Annotated in this window: 8 protein-coding genes and 12 pseudogenes; 8 read left to right on the top strand and 12 right to left on the bottom strand. The window is 60.3% G+C overall.

Features of this window, described 5'->3' with window-relative positions:
• Positions 1-437 precede the first annotated feature (437 nt).
• Positions 438-527 (top strand): annotated as a pseudogene (locus X738_RS89240) (recombinase family protein); the annotation flags it as partial.
• Between the two features lie 60 nt (positions 528-587).
• Here X738_RS89240 and X738_RS89235 read toward each other — a convergent pair.
• The 6 genes and pseudogenes from X738_RS89235 to X738_RS70385 form a co-directional block, all read right to left on the bottom strand.
• Positions 588-689, bottom strand: a pseudogene (locus X738_RS89235) (IS110 family transposase); the annotation flags it as partial.
• A gap of 222 nt (positions 690-911) precedes the next feature.
• Positions 912-1,169, bottom strand: coding sequence for a hypothetical protein (locus X738_RS83245; RefSeq protein WP_198032871.1), 258 nt, complete (start codon positions 1,167-1,169; stop codon positions 912-914).
• Positions 1,170-1,231: 62 nt separating this feature from the next.
• Positions 1,232-2,284: a 3-hydroxyacyl-CoA dehydrogenase NAD-binding domain-containing protein gene (locus X738_RS70395; protein ID WP_051407914.1), complete on the bottom strand. Its 1,053-nt coding sequence runs from the start codon at positions 2,282-2,284 to the stop codon at positions 1,232-1,234.
• Positions 2,285-2,983: 699 nt separating this feature from the next.
• Positions 2,984-3,166 (bottom strand): hypothetical protein, encoded by a 183-nt coding sequence (locus X738_RS85175; protein WP_156942663.1) that lies wholly within the window; start codon positions 3,164-3,166, stop codon positions 2,984-2,986.
• Positions 3,167-3,346: 180 nt separating this feature from the next.
• Positions 3,347-4,609, bottom strand: a complete 1,263-nt coding sequence (locus tag X738_RS70390) for an ATP-grasp domain-containing protein (protein ID WP_023801913.1) — start codon at positions 4,607-4,609, stop codon at positions 3,347-3,349.
• A 545-nt stretch (positions 4,610-5,154) separates the two neighbouring features.
• Positions 5,155-5,367: pseudogene (locus tag X738_RS70385) on the bottom strand (transposase); the annotation flags it as partial.
• 216 nt (positions 5,368-5,583) lie between these two features.
• On the opposite strand from X738_RS70385, the pseudogene X738_RS83240 reads away from it, so the two are divergent.
• The 4 pseudogenes from X738_RS83240 to X738_RS83235 all read left to right on the top strand — a co-directional run.
• Positions 5,584-5,834: pseudogene (locus X738_RS83240) on the top strand (IS110 family transposase); the annotation flags it as partial.
• Between the two features lie 199 nt (positions 5,835-6,033).
• Positions 6,034-7,059: pseudogene (locus X738_RS70375) on the top strand (IS256 family transposase); the annotation flags it as partial.
• A 146-nt stretch (positions 7,060-7,205) separates the two neighbouring features.
• A pseudogene (locus tag X738_RS89230) lies at positions 7,206-7,591 on the top strand (tyrosine-type recombinase/integrase); the annotation flags it as partial.
• Positions 7,592-7,750: 159 nt separating this feature from the next.
• Positions 7,751-7,936, top strand: a pseudogene (locus X738_RS83235) (transposase zinc-binding domain-containing protein); the annotation flags it as partial.
• A 400-nt stretch (positions 7,937-8,336) separates the two neighbouring features.
• Here X738_RS83235 and X738_RS86280 read toward each other — a convergent pair.
• From X738_RS86280 to asnB, 6 genes and pseudogenes are all read right to left on the bottom strand, one after another.
• Positions 8,337-8,732 carry a tyrosine-type recombinase/integrase gene (locus X738_RS86280; protein WP_023801908.1) on the bottom strand — a complete coding sequence of 132 codons (396 nt, stop codon included), beginning with the start codon at positions 8,730-8,732 and terminating at the stop codon, positions 8,337-8,339.
• Between the two features lie 557 nt (positions 8,733-9,289).
• A pseudogene (locus X738_RS70360) lies at positions 9,290-10,329 on the bottom strand (IS110 family transposase).
• Positions 10,330-10,600: 271 nt separating this feature from the next.
• Positions 10,601-11,342 (bottom strand): annotated as a pseudogene (locus X738_RS70355) (IS5 family transposase); the annotation flags it as partial.
• A 243-nt stretch (positions 11,343-11,585) separates the two neighbouring features.
• Positions 11,586-12,243: pseudogene (locus X738_RS70350) on the bottom strand (transposase); the annotation flags it as partial.
• Positions 12,244-12,261: 18 nt separating this feature from the next.
• Positions 12,262-12,487, bottom strand: a pseudogene (locus tag X738_RS87470) (IS110 family transposase); the annotation flags it as partial.
• A 77-nt stretch (positions 12,488-12,564) separates the two neighbouring features.
• A complete protein-coding gene (gene asnB / locus X738_RS70345; protein WP_023801902.1) occupies positions 12,565-14,322 on the bottom strand; it encodes an asparagine synthase (glutamine-hydrolyzing) in 1,758 nt (585 codons plus the stop codon).
• A gap of 797 nt (positions 14,323-15,119) precedes the next feature.
• Between asnB and X738_RS70340 the strand changes: the two genes are divergently transcribed.
• The 3 genes and pseudogenes from X738_RS70340 to istA form a co-directional block, all read left to right on the top strand.
• Positions 15,120-16,295 (top strand): M24 family metallopeptidase, encoded by a 1,176-nt coding sequence (locus X738_RS70340; protein WP_023801901.1) that lies wholly within the window; start codon positions 15,120-15,122, stop codon positions 16,293-16,295.
• Between the two features lie 129 nt (positions 16,296-16,424).
• The gene (locus X738_RS70335; RefSeq protein WP_023801900.1) at positions 16,425-17,078 is read left to right on the top strand and encodes a prolyl oligopeptidase family serine peptidase; all 654 of its coding nucleotides are present in this window, start codon (positions 16,425-16,427) and stop codon (positions 17,076-17,078) included.
• A 336-nt stretch (positions 17,079-17,414) separates the two neighbouring features.
• Positions 17,415-19,024, top strand: a pseudogene (istA, locus tag X738_RS87465) (IS21 family transposase); the annotation flags it as partial.
• Between the last annotated feature and the right edge of the window lie 548 nt (positions 19,025-19,572).

Raw genomic sequence — 19,572 nt, 5'->3', positions numbered from 1 at the left:
AATTCGATCAGCGTGTGGCGAAGACAAGCCGGTGCGCATCGTTGCACCGATGCTTCATGAGTGGAATGATATGCGAATCCAAACAGCAGAGCTGAGCAAGCAGCTGGCGGTTATGGCCGTGAGCACCAGCACTGCCGTCTGCTCATGTCGGTGCCCGACTTAGGCGCAACAACTTCATAATGCCCGCTATCATTCGGGTGAAGCGATTATCCGCTATCGATTTCATCCCGTTACGGGGAAGCGGTTATTGTTGCCGGGCGCAATCGCCGTGGTGACGAGGTCGCTCTGATCATTCGCCAGCCTGACGGCATCCTGGTGCAGTTGCCGTTCTGGATGACGGAGGATCCAATCGACCGTCGACCAGCTTGCCAACAATCATAAGAGCCGGCGGCGTCAAATGGTCTTGCCGAGCGCGCCCGTGCTCTTGCTGGACGGATGTGACAGTTATCGATGACGACCTTGGCCGCTCGGGTTCGGGCGTCAGTCGTTCGGGGTTCGAGAAGCTGCTGTCAGCGATCTGTGAAGGCCGTGTCGGTGCTGTGTTCGCAATCGAAGTGCCGCGTCTGGCGCGTAACGGACGCGACTGGCCCTTGCAGAAGGTCGCGAACGTTGCGCTCGAACATGCTGCCGGCGCATAGGGGCACGAACATGCCGAACGTCTTCATCAAGCCACGGATTTGGTTGGATATCTACAAACGCGTCTTAAGTTTCGACAGCACGCTGATCACCGCACGGCACGCTGATCACCGCACGGCGACAGCTTCTGGCCGAGGTCGGCTTCTGCCGCGAGGTTCGGGTCAGAGCGCCCACCCCACGCGTTCTGGAGGAGACGCGCGGCATGCCCAGGCCGCGCGTGACATGGCCGCGAATAGGGCCGATGAGAGCTATGCTTAGCACATATGCGTCCAGAATTACCTCGACGGGACAATTGTCATCGATGGCATACCGGCGTAGTCGAGGCCGGCCTCCGGGCCAAACGCCGTGGCGACTGAGGTGCCTATGATGGGCAAAGCGTCCTCGTCGGCGCGGAGGCCGATGGTCCGGTCGGCCGGCGCAGTTCCGCCGCGGATCACTGCGACAACCCCGCTTCGAGCGACGCCGGCCACCACCTCGTCTAACCGGAAGCTGCAGCAGATCGCCAACGCGTGCAGCGGTGCGGTCGACGTCAAACAAAAGCTCGGGGTGGCGATGAAAATAGCGGCGCCAAGCCGTTGATGCCGCTATGGTATCTTTATTTGGAATCGCGCTGAGTGCCTTCAGTCTTGTGGACGCTGGCACGGGCAAGCGCCTGGTCCCGTAGCGTTATCAGCGACAGAATGTAAGCATCTCGTGCCTCTTCCAAATCCTCGATTGCGCGCCCATCGATCTGCCGCACCACTCCTGCGACTAGGTCATCGACAAGAGCGTCGGTTAACTCAGGGTTGTTACGCTCAAAGGAAAAGGTAATCTTGTTGGTTCTTTGCCGCTCAATGACGGTTCTTGGTCCGGCGTCTCCTCCAGCCATTGCACGCGTCATGAACGGTCCAAGTAAGCCAAGCCTTAGTCCCGCTCCGTTAGTCATGGCAGCGTCAACCTCCTCCGTAGTCGCCACGCCATCGGCAACGAGGCGTAATGCCTCCGAAAACAATGCCCGTTGTAGCCGGTTGCCCAGGTGACCCAATACTTCCTTTCGACAACGCAACGGGCGGTGGCCCCACAATGAATAGAACTTCATCGCCCAATCGACCGTGTCTGGCGATGTGCGTCGGCCACCAACAACTTCCACCAGGGGCAACAGATAAACGGGATGAAACGGATGGCCCACAATTAATCGTGCAGGATTGAGGCAATGCTGCTGGATGTCTGTTGCGGTAAGATATGACGCGGAGGAGGCAACCACGACGTCCGGCCGAATGACTTTGCTGATATCGCCGATGACAGCGTTCTTGACGTCCAGCAGTTCCGGAGCCGATTCCTGCACGAAATCGACGTCGGAAAAGGCACCATCCGGCTTTTCTTGGAAACGTAGCCGATCGAGTGACGCCCCCTCTGCTAGCCCTTTACTTTCCATCACTGGCCATGCTTTGGCAATCGTGCGGCGCATGCGTTCTTCGGCACTTGGATTCGGGGCGACGACAATAACATCGAGCCCACGCGCGAGGAAATGCGTCGCCCAACCAGCGCCAATCGTTCCCGCTCCAACGAGACCTACCTTTTTGACGGCGTCTGGCGCAATACGCGACGCATTAGTGTAATCCGATTGCATTGACTGATTTTCCTTTTTAGACTGAGAGAGTTGAGGCATGCCGCACGTCCTCTTGCTAGTTCATTCAGAGATTCGAACATCTATTGGCAAGCGTCTTGAAGAGGTCGATTCCGCCTCGGTGGCGGGTCACGCAACTGATGTCACTGGGCCGTTCGATCATGGCATCGCGTACCGCTCCTCCATGGCTAGTCTTCGCGGCGGCCCTTCGTGAAGGACTTGTCCTGCAGTTCGAGGCCAGCGCATAGGGGAGGCGGAATGCGGGTTGTCTTACGGCGAACGCCCGTTGAAGACGCGGAGGTTACCCTCGTGAATGTGCTTGATGTCGCCCTGACCAAGCCGCTGGCGCCAGGGGACACCCGTGGACGTCCGCAATCTGCTTGGAGCTCAACCGGTACAACACGCTTGTCGCGGCACAGGACCCTAAGATATGCGAAGTAGCGAGGCCTTTGACGTGCCAGCCGCGGTCTTCGCTGAGTCGCATCGCGGTGTAGCTCCGCAGCCGAAGACAATCCCTGACACATTCCAAGTGCCGGATGGTGGTCGGAGCATTTGCTGAACGCGGTCCAGACGTGTAAAATGTCACCTGTCGCCAAGCGGTCTGTGCGCCTCGGCATCCATTTCGCCTTCGAATCACATCTCTCACGTGACGGTGCCCCAGGCAACCATGGTCTGAACCATAGCAAGTCGCCCGGAAGTGTTCGAGGTCGGCATGAGGAGGAGCTTAATGCGGTAGCGTTCTCAATCGGGTGAAGCCGTTTCATCGCGGATGATCTTATTTGTAGCTGCCGCCGGCGAATTCCAGAATGACCTGGCGGTTTTGCCGCCACGGCTAAGTCCGCGCGCGACCAGCGAGAATGCCGTGACTCGATAAAGTGCAATGGTCTTTCTTCCATCAGGGACTTTAGTAAGGTCGTCGCGCACACCACCCCCCGCCACTGGACAACTCGATCCTGTCCAAGGTCCCGCAGTAACTATTCGCGTCATGCTACACAGCCTGTCGAAGGCCGGTTTGTTCCCTTGGGCAAAAGAGCGGTGCAGCAGGAACGCAACATCTCGTGCTCTCGGTTGCCCCGACGTTCGGCCACGATCACCCTTTGCCGGTCACCTGCGCTGGTGCGGAGTGGTGAGGGGCCGCTGATGTTCCTGGTCGGTCGAAAATGGTGCGATCGACCAACGGACTAAGTCGACGGCACGCTGAAGTATCGCTTCGGTCTCAGCAAGGCTGGGTGAAGCGGCGATGACATGTCCCATAGAGTCTCGGTGATCGCCTTTCCTGACGATCGACGTCTTGGCTCCAACATAAAATTTCACCTCGGCGACACCTGGGATCGCAGCTGCCCGACTGTCGCCATCGATCCAATCGAGAATGCCGTCGCGATCAGCAAGTAGGCACCGCGTGGCCGCAGTCTGTGAATGCCTTCTGCGCAAATCGCATTCGTCGCCGATGACAAGCTTGATGAGTTCGGTGACGAGATCGACACCGTAAGCCAGTTGAATCCGTTGAGGGGTGGTCCCACCCGCAAGACGCGGATTGACTTCAATGACGACTGGGCCACGTTTCGTCAACCGGAGTTGAACGCTTGCTGGCCCCCAGGCAAGGCCGAGAGCTTGCAAAGAACTCAGCGAAACATCGGCGATACGTTTATATTTTTCATCACTCAACGGGGCGGGAAAGGTGGCCTCACGAACGACGAAATGCGGTAGGGGGCCGAGGTCAGCGACCGTAAGCCCTATAACCTCATTTCCCATCATCTCAGCGCTATAGTGGGGGCCCTCTGCGAATTCTTCGACCAGTATCCGCGGCGAAGACCGCCAAATGTGCTTCCCGCCCAACAGATAAGTCGCATGTTCGGCTAACTCGCCGACGTTGCGGCACAGTCGGACACCACTGCTGCCGGTGCCGACGGCTGGCTTGAGAACCACGGGCAGGCCGATCTCCGAGGCAAAGCTTTCTATGTCCGGCGCATTCGTTGCTAAGCGATAAGCAGGTATTGGAACGCCGGCCTCCGCGAGGAGCTGCCGTTGAGTGAATTTGTCGCAACATCGTTCAATCGATGCGGGATTCGGTCCCGGTAGATCGAAATGTCGGCAGAGCTTGCCAACTGTCGCATAGACTTCCTCCTCGGCGCCCGTAATGCCAGCAATATCATAGTTCACGCGCAATCGGGAACATTCGTGGATCAGCGCATCAAGATTGTCAGTATTGACACGGATTACCTCAAGCTTTTCCGTTGCCAGGTAGTCGTATAGAGCTGGATCAGCCGACAGGGTGATTGGATGAAGACCAAGACGCCGGGCCGCTTGGGCGAATAGCAGACCAATACGCCTGTGGCCTTCAACCATGATGAGTGCTCTTCTTGCCATTGCAACTGACCTCCGTTGCGTGCTGTGCGGTCACAGCGTAAAACTGGTATCGCTTTTGATCCTTGCCTCACCTCAGACCTTGGGATGAACGTACCATTGTCAGCGATTTGCGGTTGCAAAGATTCAGTGAAATGTATTTGTAGGATCTGTTGCGCCGTTAATTGCAGCCGGTGTGACAGGATTCGTCTCGATGAGCCTCGGAGAATTGTGATGTTCCAGAGACCCCAGTATAACAAGTCAGTTATCCAGCATTGCGTGCGCTGGTACCGGGCCAGACCGGAGTTCTGTACAGCTCGCCTGCTGAACACCCAGCCTCGTCACGCCGTTGCTCGGAATGTCGATGCCTCTTGCTGAGTGCGTTCAAACAACATGATTTCTACTGCTTCCAGGCTAGCCCGTCCTATTCACGAGCAGCTGGTTCCCTTGTCGCTGAGCGTTCGGTCATGAAGGTGTTAGGCGTCTTTTTTACCGCAGCTGAGACTGGACTTTGGAACACGCTGGAGGTCGGCTGATGCGGGTTCATTTGGGGCTTGATGCCCCGGCGCTCATGGCGCCGCGGGCTGCCGCGTGATGGCGATCGCTCGGAACAGACTTGCCTCAGGACAGACGGCGGCGAAGGCCAGGCGGACGCGCGAGACCGTTTCGGCAACGCGGGCGCTGAGCTTGAGAAGCCTGAGCCGCACCGTGGCGAACTCGGCGTTGCGCAGATGACGGGTCGTGGGCACCGCCTCGCGCAGGGTGAGCATTAACCAGTATGCGGGTGCAGAACGAGACGGACCTAGCAGGCTTTTGTGATTGGGTCGTTGAGGTCAAGCTCCTCCTGATATTTTTCCGGACCATGTCGCCCCGCGGGTCACTCGCTTCTCTTCGCGGTCGACGTTAGGCCGCCGTATGATGTGGGGTGGACGGCCCCCGCACGGCATCGATGTTCCAGAATGGGGTCGTTGCAAAATCTCTAGCAAAGGAGACCGTCCGTGGAACACATTATTCGAATTGGCATCGACACGTCAAAGCACGTCTTCCAACTCCATGGCGTAAACGCGGCTGAGGGGCCGGTGCTGCGCAAGAAGTTGCGGCGCAAGGAGGTGGTAATGTTGTTCGAGAAGCTGTCGTCGACGTGGTAGCGATCGAAGCGTGCGGCGGATCGCACCGCTGGGCGCGTCTCCTGCAGTCGTTCGGGCACGTGAAGCTGATCCCTCCGCGATATGCCAAACCGTGCGTAAAGATATGGTCAGGTGAGCATACTTCACTTGGACTGACCCGCTCCGCGATTGCGGAGCGGCAAGGAGGGTGTGGGCCGCCGGCGTGGTGTTGATCGCGTCGTCTGTCGTGCTGGTCATGTGTAGAAGTTTGCACTTGATCGGACGGGACTGTCAGGAATTCTGTGCGCGAGGCCATGATGATGGAAAGGAGAGAATCATCACATGGCTATCGAGAAAGAACTTCTGGACCAGCTGCTTGCCGGTCGTGATCCGAACGAGGTTTTCGCCAAGGAGGGTCTGCTTGACGACCTGAAGAAGGCGCTTTCGGAGCGCATTTTGAACGCCGAGCTCGACGAGCACCTCGAGGACGAGAGCACCGAGGGGAACGTCAATCGTCGCAACGGCCATTCGCGGAAGTCGGTGCTGACGGGCACATCGAAGATGACGCTGACGATCCCGCGCGACCGTGCCGGAACCTTCGATCCGAAGCTGATCGCCAAATATCAGCGCCGCTTCCCAGACTTCGACGACAAGATCATCTCCATGTATGCGCGCGGCATGACGGTGCGCGAGATCCGCGGCCACCTGGAGGAGCTCTACGGTATCGACGTATCGCCGGACCTGATCTCGGCTGTCACCGATGCCGTCCTGGAGGAGGTTGCCGAATGGCAGAACCGGCCGCTCGATGCCTGCTTTCCCTTGGTCTTTTTCGACGCGATCCGGGTCAAGATCCGCGACGAGGGCTTCGTCAGGAACAAGGCCGTATACATCGCGCTCGGCATCCTGCCCGATGGCACGAAGGAGATTCTGGGCATCTGGATCGAGCAGACCGAGGGCGCCAAGTTCTGGCTGCGCGTCATGAACGAGCTGAAGAGCTGCGGCGTCGGCGACATTCTGATCGCCGTCGTCGACGGCCTGAAGGGCTTTCCCGAGGCGATCAACGCCGTCTTTCCCCAAACCGTCGTCCAGACCTGCATCGTGCACCTGATCCGCCATTCCCTGGAGTTCGTGTCCTGGAAGGACCGCAAGCCCGTCGTGCCGGCGCTGCGGGCGATCTACCGGGCCAGGGACGCCGACGCCGGCATGAAGGCCCTTGATGACTTCGAGGCCGGCTACTGGGGGCAGCGATATCCGGCGATCACGCAAAGCTGGCGGCGCAACTGGCAGCACGTCGTCCCATTCTTCGCCTATCCCGAAAGCGTGCGGCGGATCATCTACACCACCAACGCCATAGAGGCGCTGAACTCGATTCACACCGCCATTGCGGCGCTGCGCTTTCTCTACAATGTGACGCTCGATCGGCACTGGGCGCCTGAAGAGGTCCTCCCACTTCCCAAGAAGCCGCAGAGGCTCCCGATCGTCCTCAGTCCCGAGGAAGTTCAGCGGTTCCTCGGTTGCGTCTCGACGTCAAACACCACGCCATCCTGACCACTTGCTATGCCGCCGGCTTGCGTATCTCGGAAGCGGTGCAGCTGAAACCCACGAACATCGACAGCCAGAGAATGGCCATCCGCATCGACCAGGGCAAAGGTCAGAAGGACCGCTATGTGATGCTGTCGCCCAAGCTTCTGGAGATTCTGCGCGACTATTGGAAGCGGCGGCCAAATGCGTGGCTCTTCCCCGGCGATCGCGCCGGCCAGCCGATCACCAGGGATGCGGTGGGACAAGCCTGCGCGAAAGCGCGCGACGCTCCGGCTTGTCCAAACCGGTCACGCCGCACAGCTTGCGGCACGCCTTCGCCGTCCATCTGTTGGAGGCCGGCGCCGACGTGCGCACCATTGAACTGTTGCTCGGTAACCGCAGCCTCGCGACCACCGCCCATTACCTGCGGATCGCCACCAACAAGGTCTGCGCCACGGTCGAGCCCCTTCGAGCTCTTGCCGCGTCCGGCGCCCACCCTGTCGCCTGCCAAGCCGCAATACTTCTGATTGGAGCGGCAATGGCCGCTCGGGGTCGGAAGCGGCGGGACATATTCCGCTGCTACGGCGGAGCCTATCGCGCAAAGCATGATGCCTCGCTGTCGACCGCCCAGCGCCGCGTCATGACGGCGATCGAACTGTGCCGGCCCGCCGCGCTCGGCGGGCACGTCGAAGCATGTGATCAATGCGGCCACCGGCGCATCGCCTCAACAGCTGCCTTATGGGCAGATCCAGTAATGGGGAGCTGGCGGCGACTTGATCGCGCTCTTCTGTCCACGCCGCCAACCCGGCTCACCATTACGAAGGGCGCTTGAGGAGCGCGATGAGCTGTCGGACGGCTGGAACGCGCCGCGACGCAGATGTGGTGGAACGATCGATTCCATGGCGTCGAGCTTTTCTGTCGGATCGCCACGCGTGTAGATTTCAGTGGTCGTCAGAGTGGCGTGCCCCAACCACAGCGACACCTTACGATGTCATGCGTTGCTTGCAGGATGATCATCGCGCATGTGTGCCCATGGGGCAAGATGCGTTTCTTGTCGAGGCCAGGATGCGCTCGAGCGGCGGTCGCTGCATGCTGTTTGAGGAGATAGGCGAAGCCCCATCGGCTCAGCGGCACGCCCCGGCGTTGACGAACACCTCGGGTGCTGCGACCCGCCCGCGAACGGCGAGCCAGGCGCGCAGGGCTGCGGCCGTGGTCTTCCACAAGGGAAGCGTCCGTTCCCGCCGTCCCTTGCCCAGGACACGAATGCACATCGACGACAGGTCGATGTCTTCGAGCTTCAACCCCGTCAGCTCGGACACGCGCAGCCCCGCACAAACCGCCAGATGCAGCATGGCCCGGTCGCGGCTGCCATTCGCAGCTTTTTCCTGGACCGCGCGAGCCAATCCAGCAATCGAACCATCGAGAAGTTGACGACCAGCCTGCGCGCGTTCTTGCGTTATCTTGCTGTCGAAGGCCGCTGCCGAGCAGGTCTCGCCGATGTCGTTCCTGGCCATGCCCATTGGAGGCTTGCCGACTTGCCGCGATATCTGGCGGCGGAGCAGGTGAACCGGCTGATCGCGGCATACGATGGCGAAGTTGTCGCGCGCCCGCGCGATCGTCCTTCTCTATTCGGCGCGTTGAAGTCAAGCGCTTGTCGAGCTTTTCGCTTCGCCGGCGTCTGATGTCTTTCGCGGGGTCGTGCTTCTCTACGGGATCGGCGCTCGGGCCCTCGCCTGGATGGGGATCAGAAGAATGAGGCGGAACAAATCTCTTGGGCGTCCTGATCGGTGATGCGATCGGTACTGCGGACATTGCGAACTCACCTCATCCATCGTCCCGCGAAGGACACTTTTACACCGGCAAGTGGAACCTTATGGCGTGATCCTTGTCACGCTCGTTTCATACCCGTCTCCCCTTGTTCGAGGTCTGGTGAGCATCTTCTCGTCCCGACCCGGGGTTCCGCTCTGCCGCCCGCGCGCCGTGGCCGGTCAGGGGTGGCCGACAGGCCATCGCCCAGCGACTTGCCCTTGACGGGCCACGCGCACGGCGGCAGGCTGCAAGTAGTCGGGGCCTGCGATCAGGCGGCCGCCGGCATGATATCTTGTCGCGTCCAGCGGAACCGCGTGCCGTCGCTCCAGATGCGATGCATGATCACCGCCAGCCGGCGTGCCAGCGCGACAATGGCCTTTTGTCGGCCACGCCGCTTGGCGACGTTCATCCCCCAGGCCTTCAGCCACGACCATTTCGTCACGTGCGTCAGCAGCACCTGCGCGGCCTCGTAGAGCAGCGTTCGCAGCATGCGGTCGCCACAGCAGGATATCCGGCCGATGCGCCGGCTTTCGCCCGACTCGTCGAGCACCGGCGTCAGGCCAAGAGCCGGCCCGACCGCCTTCGCGCTCTTGAACCGCTGCGGGATGTCGATCGTCGCGGTATAGGCCAGCGCCACCACCGGACCGACGCTAGGTATCGTCATCAGCCGCCGACAGACCGCATCGTCGCGGACAAGGGTCAGAAGCTTGCGGTGGAGCGTGGCAAAGTTCTGCCGCAGCTTGCTGCGTGCCTCGAGCAGCGGTTCAACGATCTCAGCTAGGTCAGGCATGCCTTCGGTGAGTTCGCGGATGCGCACCTCGAATTTGACGGCACCAACAGGGCCGACCTTGAGCCCGAAATTGCGCAGCAAGCCGCGGAGGTCGTTCTCAACGGCAATGGCCTTTTCCTGCAAGAGCTTGCGGGCGGTCAGCAGCGCCCGGCGCTTCTGGCTCGTCAGGGTCTTCACATGCACCGGGCGAAACAGGTTGACCCGCATCATCTGCGCAATGCCGCGGGCGTCATTGCGGTCGGTCTTGTTCACCTGCGCCTTAAGGAATGCCTTGGTGTGGCGGGTCTCGATGCAGATCACCGGCAGGCCGGCCCTGGCCAGGCCTTCGAACAACCACTGCGACAAGGGCCCGGCTTCAAGCCCAACGCGCTCAAGCCGCCAGTTGGGATCCTTGAGCACCCGTGCCAGATCCTCTGGATGGCTCGCCACCTTTATCTCGCGGCAAATCTGGCCTGTTTCGTGGATGATGCACACTGCGGTCTCTTCACCGAGACGTCCAATCCGGCATAATATTTCATGCTGCGCTTCTCCCTCTGATGCTTGTGGCTGCTCCAAGCAGACCACGTTTATCATCAGCTCGAAGCGCAGCACCTTCAACATATCCACCATGCACGCTCACCCGAAGATGGGGCTCAAGCCGAATACCCCATCTCTTGGTGCGCCCTCGGGCTGCGGGCCGGCGACGTGGCGCAACTCCGCCTCGACGACATCGAGTGGGAGCCAGGCTCGCTGCGGGTCTCGGGCAAGTCGCGCGCTACGAGGTGCGTCTGCCGATTCCGCAAGACGTCGGGGATGCGATCGCCGCCTAGCGACGAGGATCATGGCGTGAGAAACGTCGATGCGCTTCTCGTACTCGCTCACGAGCCTCCGCCACCGCGTCATCCAGCCGAAGGTTCGCTCGACGACCCAGCGGCGGGGCAAGACTTCGAAGCCCTTCTCGTCGGATCCGCGGATGAGCTTCAGTCGGTCGTAGGCGTCGGCGAATAGATGCTTCACCCAGGGCCAGCGCTTGCGGATGCCATCCAGAAGAGCCCGGAACTGTCGGAGATGTCGGCCGGCGTCAGGTTGACCATCAACAGCCGCCCATTCGTATCGACGGCGATGTGGCGATTGCGGCCGACAATCTTCTTACCGGCGTCGTACCCTCTTGTTTCCGCGTGCGGAGCCTTGACCGACTGGCTGTCGATCACGCCCGCCGTGGGGCTGGCCTCGCGCCCGGTCTCGCGATCCAGCGCCACGTCGTGGATGGTCTGGAACAGAAAGCGCCGCGCCAACTGGCGGAACCAGCCGCAGACCGTCTGCCAGGCGCCGAAATGGATCGGCAGCATCCGCCAGCCGCAACCCGAGCGCACAAAGTAGCGCACCGCGTTGATCACCTCACGGAAATCAACCTCGCGCGGACGGCCGCGACGCCCAGGCTTGGGCATCAGCGGAGCGATCTGTTCCCACTCCTCGTCCGTCACATCGGACGGGTAGCGCTTGGTCTTTTTGGCGATCTGGCCATCCGGCCACGGCTCTGTTCGGTCCACATCCACAGCTTGAATCACAAACCAGCCTCCACCGAAAGGGGCTGCGGCCTGATAGGATTCACGGGAGGATAGGTGCGCGCTTGCGAACCATTTATTGGGAACGGCGTGTACGGATCTCATCATGGTATGGCTGCAACAGCCGTCCACTCGCGAGGGGCCGGATACATTTATGCAACTGGAATCGTCGTCGGCGATGTCGCGAACCCTTGGACGGACGGGGCGGACCATACATTTTTTCACGTGGCCAGCAGGACCTGCGCGGCTTCGTAGAGCAAATTTCGCATCATGACGTCGCCACATAGCGAGATGCAGCCGATGCGGTGGCTCTCGCCTGATTGGTCGAGAACGGGTGTCAGCTCCAGATCGCCCCCACCGCTTTGGAGTTCCTGAACCGCTGAGGAATGTCGATCGTCGCGTATAGGCCAGCGCCACGACAGGACCAACGCCGCGAACCATCATCAGGCGCCTACAGACCTCGTCATCCCGGACGATCGTCAGAAGCTTGCGGTGCAGCGTCACGATATTTTCTCGCAGCTTCCGGCGCGCATCAAGCAGCGGCTCGACAATTCGGACAGATCGAAATTTCCTTCCACGAGCTCGCGAATGCGTGCTTCGAACTTTCCGTGCCGACTACGCCGACCTTGAGACCGAAGTTGCGCAGCAGGCCGCACGCAGTTCGTTCTCGATGGCAAGAGCCTTTTTCCTGCAGCAGCTTGCGCGCCGTCAGCACCGCTCGGCGCTTCTGACTGCTCATCGTCTTTACGTGCACGGGGCGGCACAAGTTGAAGCGCATCATCTGGGCGATGCCGCGCGCATCGTTGCGATCGCTGTTATTCGGCTGCGCCTTGAGGAACGTTTGGTGCGGCGGGTCTCAGTGCAGATCGCCGGCAAGCAGGTGTTGGCACGAACCGACGGTGATCAGCTGCGGATCAGCATACTGTCGAAACCTTTGGCCCGAATCTCTCGGTAGAAGACGACCTCCGCCGGATGTGCCGGGCCGTCGCATCCTTCGCATCGGTCTTGTCCGCGGCCATATCGAGCGCAGCCCTGGCATGCCGCGAGTCGATGCAGATCACCAGCAGGCCCTCTGCGGTCAGGCATGATAGAACCACATTCACAGCGGCCCCGTCTCGAACACGACCCGCCGTATGGTCGCGCGCCTCAGGGTCCGACAGGACGATTGGACGCGCGGACTCCTTTGGTATCCTTATGCGTTCCGCAGTCTCAGATCGTGAGGCTCACGTTGTAATCGGTCAGGAAATCCTGCAGGGTCAGGATATGCTCTACCCCCCTGAGGTTGTGGTTCGCATTGAGCAACGCGCGGGAACGGTCGAGGGACAACAGCGGCGCCACTGCCGCATTGTGGTCATTCAGCAGCGCAGTGAAACGCGTGCGCAGCATTCTGTCATAGGTGGGATCCTGGATAGCCGGATACGCGCTCTTCACTCGCTGCACCACCGACAGCGGGAGCAGGTCCGCGGTGGCGGCCCGCAATAGACTCTTCTCGCGCCCGTCGAAAGTCTTGTGGGCCCATGGGGTGCCAAACACGTACTCAACAAGGCGGTGGTCGCAGAAAGGAACCCGCACCTCGAGACCCAAAGCCATGCTCATCCGGTCCTTGCGGTCGAGCACCGGCGGCAGGAAACGTGTGAGAAAGAGATAGCAGACCTCGCGCATGCGACGCTCGTGCGGATCGGCCGAGGCCGGCCCGGTCAGGGCGGGTACTTCCGCAAGTGCCCTGCGGTACTGCTCGTCGACATAGCCGGTGAGGTCGAGTTTTTCGACCAGGCCGGGGTCTAGGGACCGCCGTACGATATCGTCGCTGTCTTCGATCCAGGGAAACGTGTCGCGCTGAACGTTCGCGGGATCGTGGAAGAAAAAGTAGCCGCCGAAAAGCTCGTCGGCCGAATCCCCAGACAGAGCCACGGTCGAGTGCTGCCTGATGGCCCCGAACAGCAGGTAGAGCGAGCTATCTATGTTGCCGTAGGTCAACGGCAGGTCGCGGGCGTGGAGAGTGGCGGCCCGCACGTTCGGGTCCATGAGTTCGTGCGCGGACAACGTGATGTCCGTGTGGTCGGTACCAACGTGTTTTGCGACCTCCTGCACGTACGGCCCGTCGGGTGTGGGGTGCCACGGGCCGGGAATAAAGTTATCAGAGTAGCCGACGAAGTCGACGGCGAAGGACCGGATCCGCTCGTCGCTGAAGCGCGTGGCCAGTGCCGTCATGGCCGAGGAATCAAGCCCGCCCGACAACAGTGTGCACAGCGGCACGTCGGCGATGAGCTGCCGCTGGATCGTGTCCTCGAGCAACTCGCGGACGCGCCGAACGGTGGTAGGCACGTCGTCGGTGTGCCCGCTGTCGGTGAGATGCCAGTAGCGCATCTCTTTGATGCCGTCGCGGGTCACGCGGACGATGTGGCCGGGCCGTACCTCACGCATGCCGCGGAACACGGTACTGCCCGGGTCGGATATGAAGGACAGGGTCCGACGAAGCCCGTCGGCGTCCATGGCCGGTTCCGCGAGACTATTGGCGAGAATCGCCTTTGGCTCGGAGCCGAATAACACTCCGTGCTCGGTCGGGTAGTAGTAAAGCGGCTTGATGCCGAGCCGGTCGCGTATGAGAAGCAGTTCGCGCTTGGCGGTGTCCCAGAGTGCGTAGGCAAACATCCCGTTGAGTTCGCTCACGGCGCTGCGGGGGTCGCGGTGGCCCCACTCGCGGTGGGCGCGCAGCACCACCTCGGTGTCACTGCTCGTGTCAAAACGATGGCCCCGGGCGGCAAGCCGTTGACGCAGCTCGCGGTAATTGTAAGTCTCGCCCGTGTAGACGAGCACCAACGCCGGTCGGCCGTCTTCCTGGTGCGTCATCGGCTGACGACCGCCCTCGATGTCGATGATCGCCAGGCGGCGGTGTCCCAGTGCCGCAGGCCCGTCGATCCAAGTCCCCTCGTCGTCCGGACCACGATAGGCCATGGTGGCCGTCATANTCGATGATCGCCAGGCGGCGGTGTCCCAGTGCCGCAGGCCCGTCGATCCAAGTCCCCTCGTCGTCCGGACCACGATAGGCCATGGTGGCCGTCATGTCGGCAAGCTCCCTGCGCGCGTCGGGACTTCCTAGGTCACGATCGAAATCAATCCATCCACAGATGCCGCACATGTTTTGGCTCCTTGCCTTGTCGTGCAACTTCGGGGCCGGGGGCACCGCAGTTGCGAACAAGCTATGAATCTTCACGCCCGTCTCATCGATTCAAGTTGAGTAAACTCGATGCGTCGCGACGGTTCATTCCCAAATACCCTAGCAAACCACTACAAAACGCGCACCGACCTGTTCTGGTAGTTGTCAAGTGGAGGTTTTGTTGCAACGGCTGAATAGGGGATCTGTTGCCACCTTTTGATTACCAGCACAGTGGCATGGAGCCTTCCATCATTTTCGGAGGGTCGCAATTTTCAAGGCCGTCAGCTCGACCAGTCCGTGATCCTGCTTTTCGTGCGTTGGTACCTGGCCTATAATCTCTGACGTTCTTGGAATCAGAGTTGGCAAGCACTTCACCGCGGACCGAATACGTGGCGGAGCAGGAATATCCTCATTGATCGCCATTGCCTTTGCTGCATCTCGCCGCCAGATGACGACGATATAAAAACTGCATTTGACGCAAGCCGCTAGGACGGTGGAATGTCTGCCTGAACCAATGTCCTGAACGTTAAGCGACAGCTTCTAGCATCGGTCCGATGCGTACTGTCGCGTAACCAAACCACTACATGGCAAATCATTGAGGTGAGATATGGCGACGATGTCCTCAGCTATTCCTCTGACGGGTGTCCCGTTCCCGAGATCCGAGTACGAGCGCAGGCAGCTCAACGTGCTGGCGGCAGTGGCGAGCGCGGGGCTAGACGCTCTTGTAGTGACTGCCCATGGCCATCTTCGGTATCTCAGCGGATACGATGGCAGTGGTGGATACTTCGCACCGTTTCCTTTGATCATGGTGCCCGGTCGTCCGCCAATATTTGTTGTCAGGCAGTATGACGAGCAAGCGGTTCGTTCGTATAGTTGTATTGATGAGATAGTTACTTATACCCATCAGCAAGATTTTGGGAAAGTGTGTGCCGACGTCCTTCGTCGGTATGGTTTGCAAAGCAAGAGGATCGGTTTTGAGCTTGGCTGCTGGAACCTCGCGCTGGCAGATGTCAATGCGCTTCAGGCGCAGCTTCCCGACTTAAAGATCGCTGACGCCACTCGGCTGGTTTCTTTGGTGGCAGCGGTGAAGGGCGAGCTAGAACTGGAGTGCATGCGCGACGCAATGCGCATGACTGATCTGGCAGTGCGAACCTTCCAAAGCTCGCTACGGGAAGGTGTTACAGAACTGGAGATGGCAGCGATCATGGCGGCGGCCGTCAGGGCAGAAACCAGCAACGCTGGCGGGGAAATTGGGCTTTCTCCCGGTGCCATTTTGTTCGGGGAACGGACTAGGTTGCCGCATGGCCCGCCATCTCAGCATCCAATTAGAAACAACGAACCAGCTTTTCTGGAAATCGGCGCATCAAAACACGGATACACCGTAGGGATGGTCCGGTGCGCTGTTCTTGGCCGACATCCTGAGGCTGAGTCTCTACACGCCTTGGCCGAGGAGGTCATTGACGCCCTCGTTGCGGCAGTTAAGCCGGGCACCTCCGCGGCGGCAGTCGACGCTGCCGGCCGTGAGGTGCTGAAGCGATCTGGGAGAAAGGGAGTCTTTCGCCAACGAACCGGATACCAGACTGGCATTAAGTGGACTGAACGCGGTGACCTGAGCATAGAGCCGGGCGCGGAGGATATCCTGAAGCCCGGCATGACCTTGCACATGCCAAATATATTGTGCAGTGAAAACGGCTACCTCTTTGGGGCTGGCGCCCACGTCCTAGTGACAGAGCGTGGTGCGGAACTACTGAGCCAAACGCCCCCTACGCTCTATCGCGCATGATGCTTAGGCCTGTCCAATCCAGTCGATGGACAAAGAGGGGGCAACGGTGCGGCTCGGAGGGTCTCCGGGAATTTTCTCCGAGCATGGCTTGAAGGACCTTGTAGAAGCCATCGCGTACTTCACGTTTTCTTGAAATATGAGCCTGCTCGATCGCGGATTTGCTTTCGGTATCGTGCACGTACGGGGGGCGCCGAGCTCGGACGTCCATGGCACGAGGCGGCTATCCGCGATCGAAAACGTATCACCTACACAGATCTGATCGCGGCTGCCGAGGGGCTCGTTGAGCAGGGAGTCGCCACCCGCGACGGCATTGTCATTGAGGGAGCGAGCGCTGTCGGGGGTACCGTGCTTGCCGCGGCCCTCTTGCGGCCCGAGTTGTTTCGCGCCGTGCTCGCCGAGGTTCCGCTCGAGGACATCCTAGATACCGAGATGGACTTCACGATGCCGTACGCCCTACCGGAAACGGCGGAGTACGGAGATCCCCATATTGCTCACGAGTATCGGTACCTGCGCAGCTACGACCCATACCACGACCTTAGCGCCAATCGCCCACTTCCGCCAACGTACGTCGACGCCGCACTCAATGACGGTCAGGTGCTCTATTACCAGCCGCTCGGTACGTGGCGCAGCGTCGGTTCTGCGGCCGATCGTGACCCCGAGCTAGTCTTCCGCATGCGGATGGTGGGCGGCCACAGCAGCGCGTCACATGGGCCTAGCGTAGCCGAGACAGCCGCATTTCGCATCGCCTGGGTGCTCGAGCAAGTTCGACGATCGAGCGGCTGAGCGGAGAATGTCGCAAACCCTGACGACTGTGGGCAAAAGGGACTCTGTCGTCGCTATTGATTATGCAGGCCCTCGGCGCCTCTGGTACCTGCGGATTCCGACGTGAAGCCGGCCGCCATTCCGATCAAAGACCGGCCACCATTCCGATTTGAAGCCGGCCACCGTTCCAATCAAAAGCCGGCCAGTTTTCGGCACTGAAGATTACCTCCTGGGTCAGCAACTTTGGCATCAATCACCTCNTTCCAATCAAAAGCCGGCCAGTTTTCGGCACTGAAGATTACCTCCTGGGTCAGCAACTTTGGCATCAATCACCTCGCCATGAACGGGGACATTTTGATGCCGGCAAAGAGAAGGCTGACCATGAGACAATTGAGACAGATGCTGCGGCTTGCCGGAAGCGGGACGAGCTCCCGCGAGATTGCGGTCGTATTGGGGATAGCGCGCAGTACGGTGCAGGATAATTTGCAGCGTGCAGCCGCGGTTGGATTGAGCTGGCCCTTGCCGGGCGAGCTGACCGACGATGCGCTTGAGCACAAGCTCTTCAGTCGCAACGGCGTCAAACAGGGCACGCGACGACGCACGGAACCGAACTGGCCCGATCTTGCGGTCGAGCTCAAGAAGCCCGGCGTCACCTTGCTCATCCTGTGGGAGGAGTATCGTGGGTCGCATCCCGACGGTTACGGCTATAGTCGCTTTTGTGAACTTCTAAGGGGATTTAAGCAGCGACTGTCACCGACGATGCGCCAGGAGCATGCGGCCGGCGACAAGGTCTTCGTGGATTATTCCGGCAAGAAGATTCCGATTGTCGATCGCANCCCGACGGTTACGGCTATAGTCGCTTTTGTGAACTTCTAAGGGGATTTAAGCAGCGACTGTCACCGACGATGCGCCAGGAGCATGCGGCCGGCGACAAGGTCTTCGTGGATTATTCCGGCAAAAAGATTCCGATTGTCGATCGCAAGACCGGTGAGATCCGCGAGGCGGAGATCTTCGTGGCGGTGCTGGGTGCGTCCAGCTACACCTTTGCCGAGGCCACCTGGACGCAAACGCTCCCCGACTGGATTGGCTCGCATGTCCGGATGTTTCGTTTTTTTCATGGCGTTCCCAGACTCGTCATTCCCGACAATCTGAAGTCTGGCGTCAGTCGAGCCAGTTTCTACGATCCCGAGATCAACCGCAGCTACGGCATGATGGCTTCCCACTATGGCGTCGGCGTTCTTCCGGCACGGCCAAGAAAGCCCCGGGATAAATCGAAAGTGGAGAATGGAGTGCGTTTCGCCCAGTCCTGCATTTTGGGGCGTCTGCGCAATCAGACCTTCTTCTCGCTTGCTGAAGCCAATGCCGCCATTGCCCAGGCGCTCGATCGCATCAACGACCACGTCATGCGCCGGCTGGGCGTCAGTCGCCGGCAGCTCTTCGAGACCGTCGAGCGCCCGGCTTTGGCCAGTCTTCCACTGGAGGATTACGAGTTTGCCGAATGGCGNAACGACCACGTCATGCGCCGGCTGGGCGTCAGTCGCCGACAGCTCTTCGAGACCGTCGAGCGCCCGGCTTTGGCCAGTCTTCCACTGGAGGATTACGAGTTTGCCGAATGGCGTTTGGCCCGCGTCTCGACGGATTATCATGTCGAGTTCAAGACCTTCTTTTATTCCGTGCCCCACAGCCTCATTCGTCAGCAGGTCGATCTGAGAGCAACGGCGCGCACCATCGAGATCTTCCACCGCGGCAAGCGCGTCGCGGTGCATCAGCGCCGCTATGGAGGTCCTCGCCATGGAACCGATCCGGATCACATGCCCAGTTCCCACTGGCGCTATGCCGAATGGACGCCGGAGCGCTTTCGGCGCTGGGCCACGTCGATCGGGCCGCAGACCGAAGGTCTGGTCATCGCAATTCTCGCCAGCCGTCCGCATCCCGAGCAGGGCTTTCGAACATGTCTGGGCATCCTACGNCGCGTCGCGGTGCATCAGCGCCGCTATGGAGGTCCTCGCCATGGAACCGATCCGGATCACATGCCCAGTTCCCACCGGCGCTATGCCGAATGGACGCCGGAGCGCTTTCGCCGCTGGGCCACGTCGATCGGGCCGCAAACCGAAGGTCTGGTCATCGCAATTCTCGCCAGCCGTCCGCATCCCGAGCAGGGCTTTCGAACATGTCTGGGCATCCTACGCCTGTTTCGGGACATCGATCGCAATCGGGCCGAAGCCGTGTCAGCCCGCGCTGTCGAGATCGGTGGCCTGAACTGCAAGAGCATTGCTTCGCTCATCGCCAACCACAAAGCCGCACGCCATTCCACCGAACCAACCGCCATCGTCGATCACGCCAATCTGCGTGGCCCTGATTACTTTCATTGAGGAGATCCACCCATGCTGATCAATCCCACCATCGACATGCTGCGAGAGCTCGGCCTTTACGGCATGGCAACCGCTTTCCAGGAACTCGACGCACAGTCCGAAGTGCGCGGCCTCGAGCACGGCGAATGGCTTGCCATGCTGCT

The sequence above is a fragment of the Mesorhizobium sp. L48C026A00 genome, assembly GCF_000502375.1.
Taxonomy (GTDB): domain Bacteria; phylum Pseudomonadota; class Alphaproteobacteria; order Rhizobiales; family Rhizobiaceae; genus Mesorhizobium; species Mesorhizobium muleiense.
This window is presented reverse-complemented; position numbering and strand designations above follow the sequence as displayed.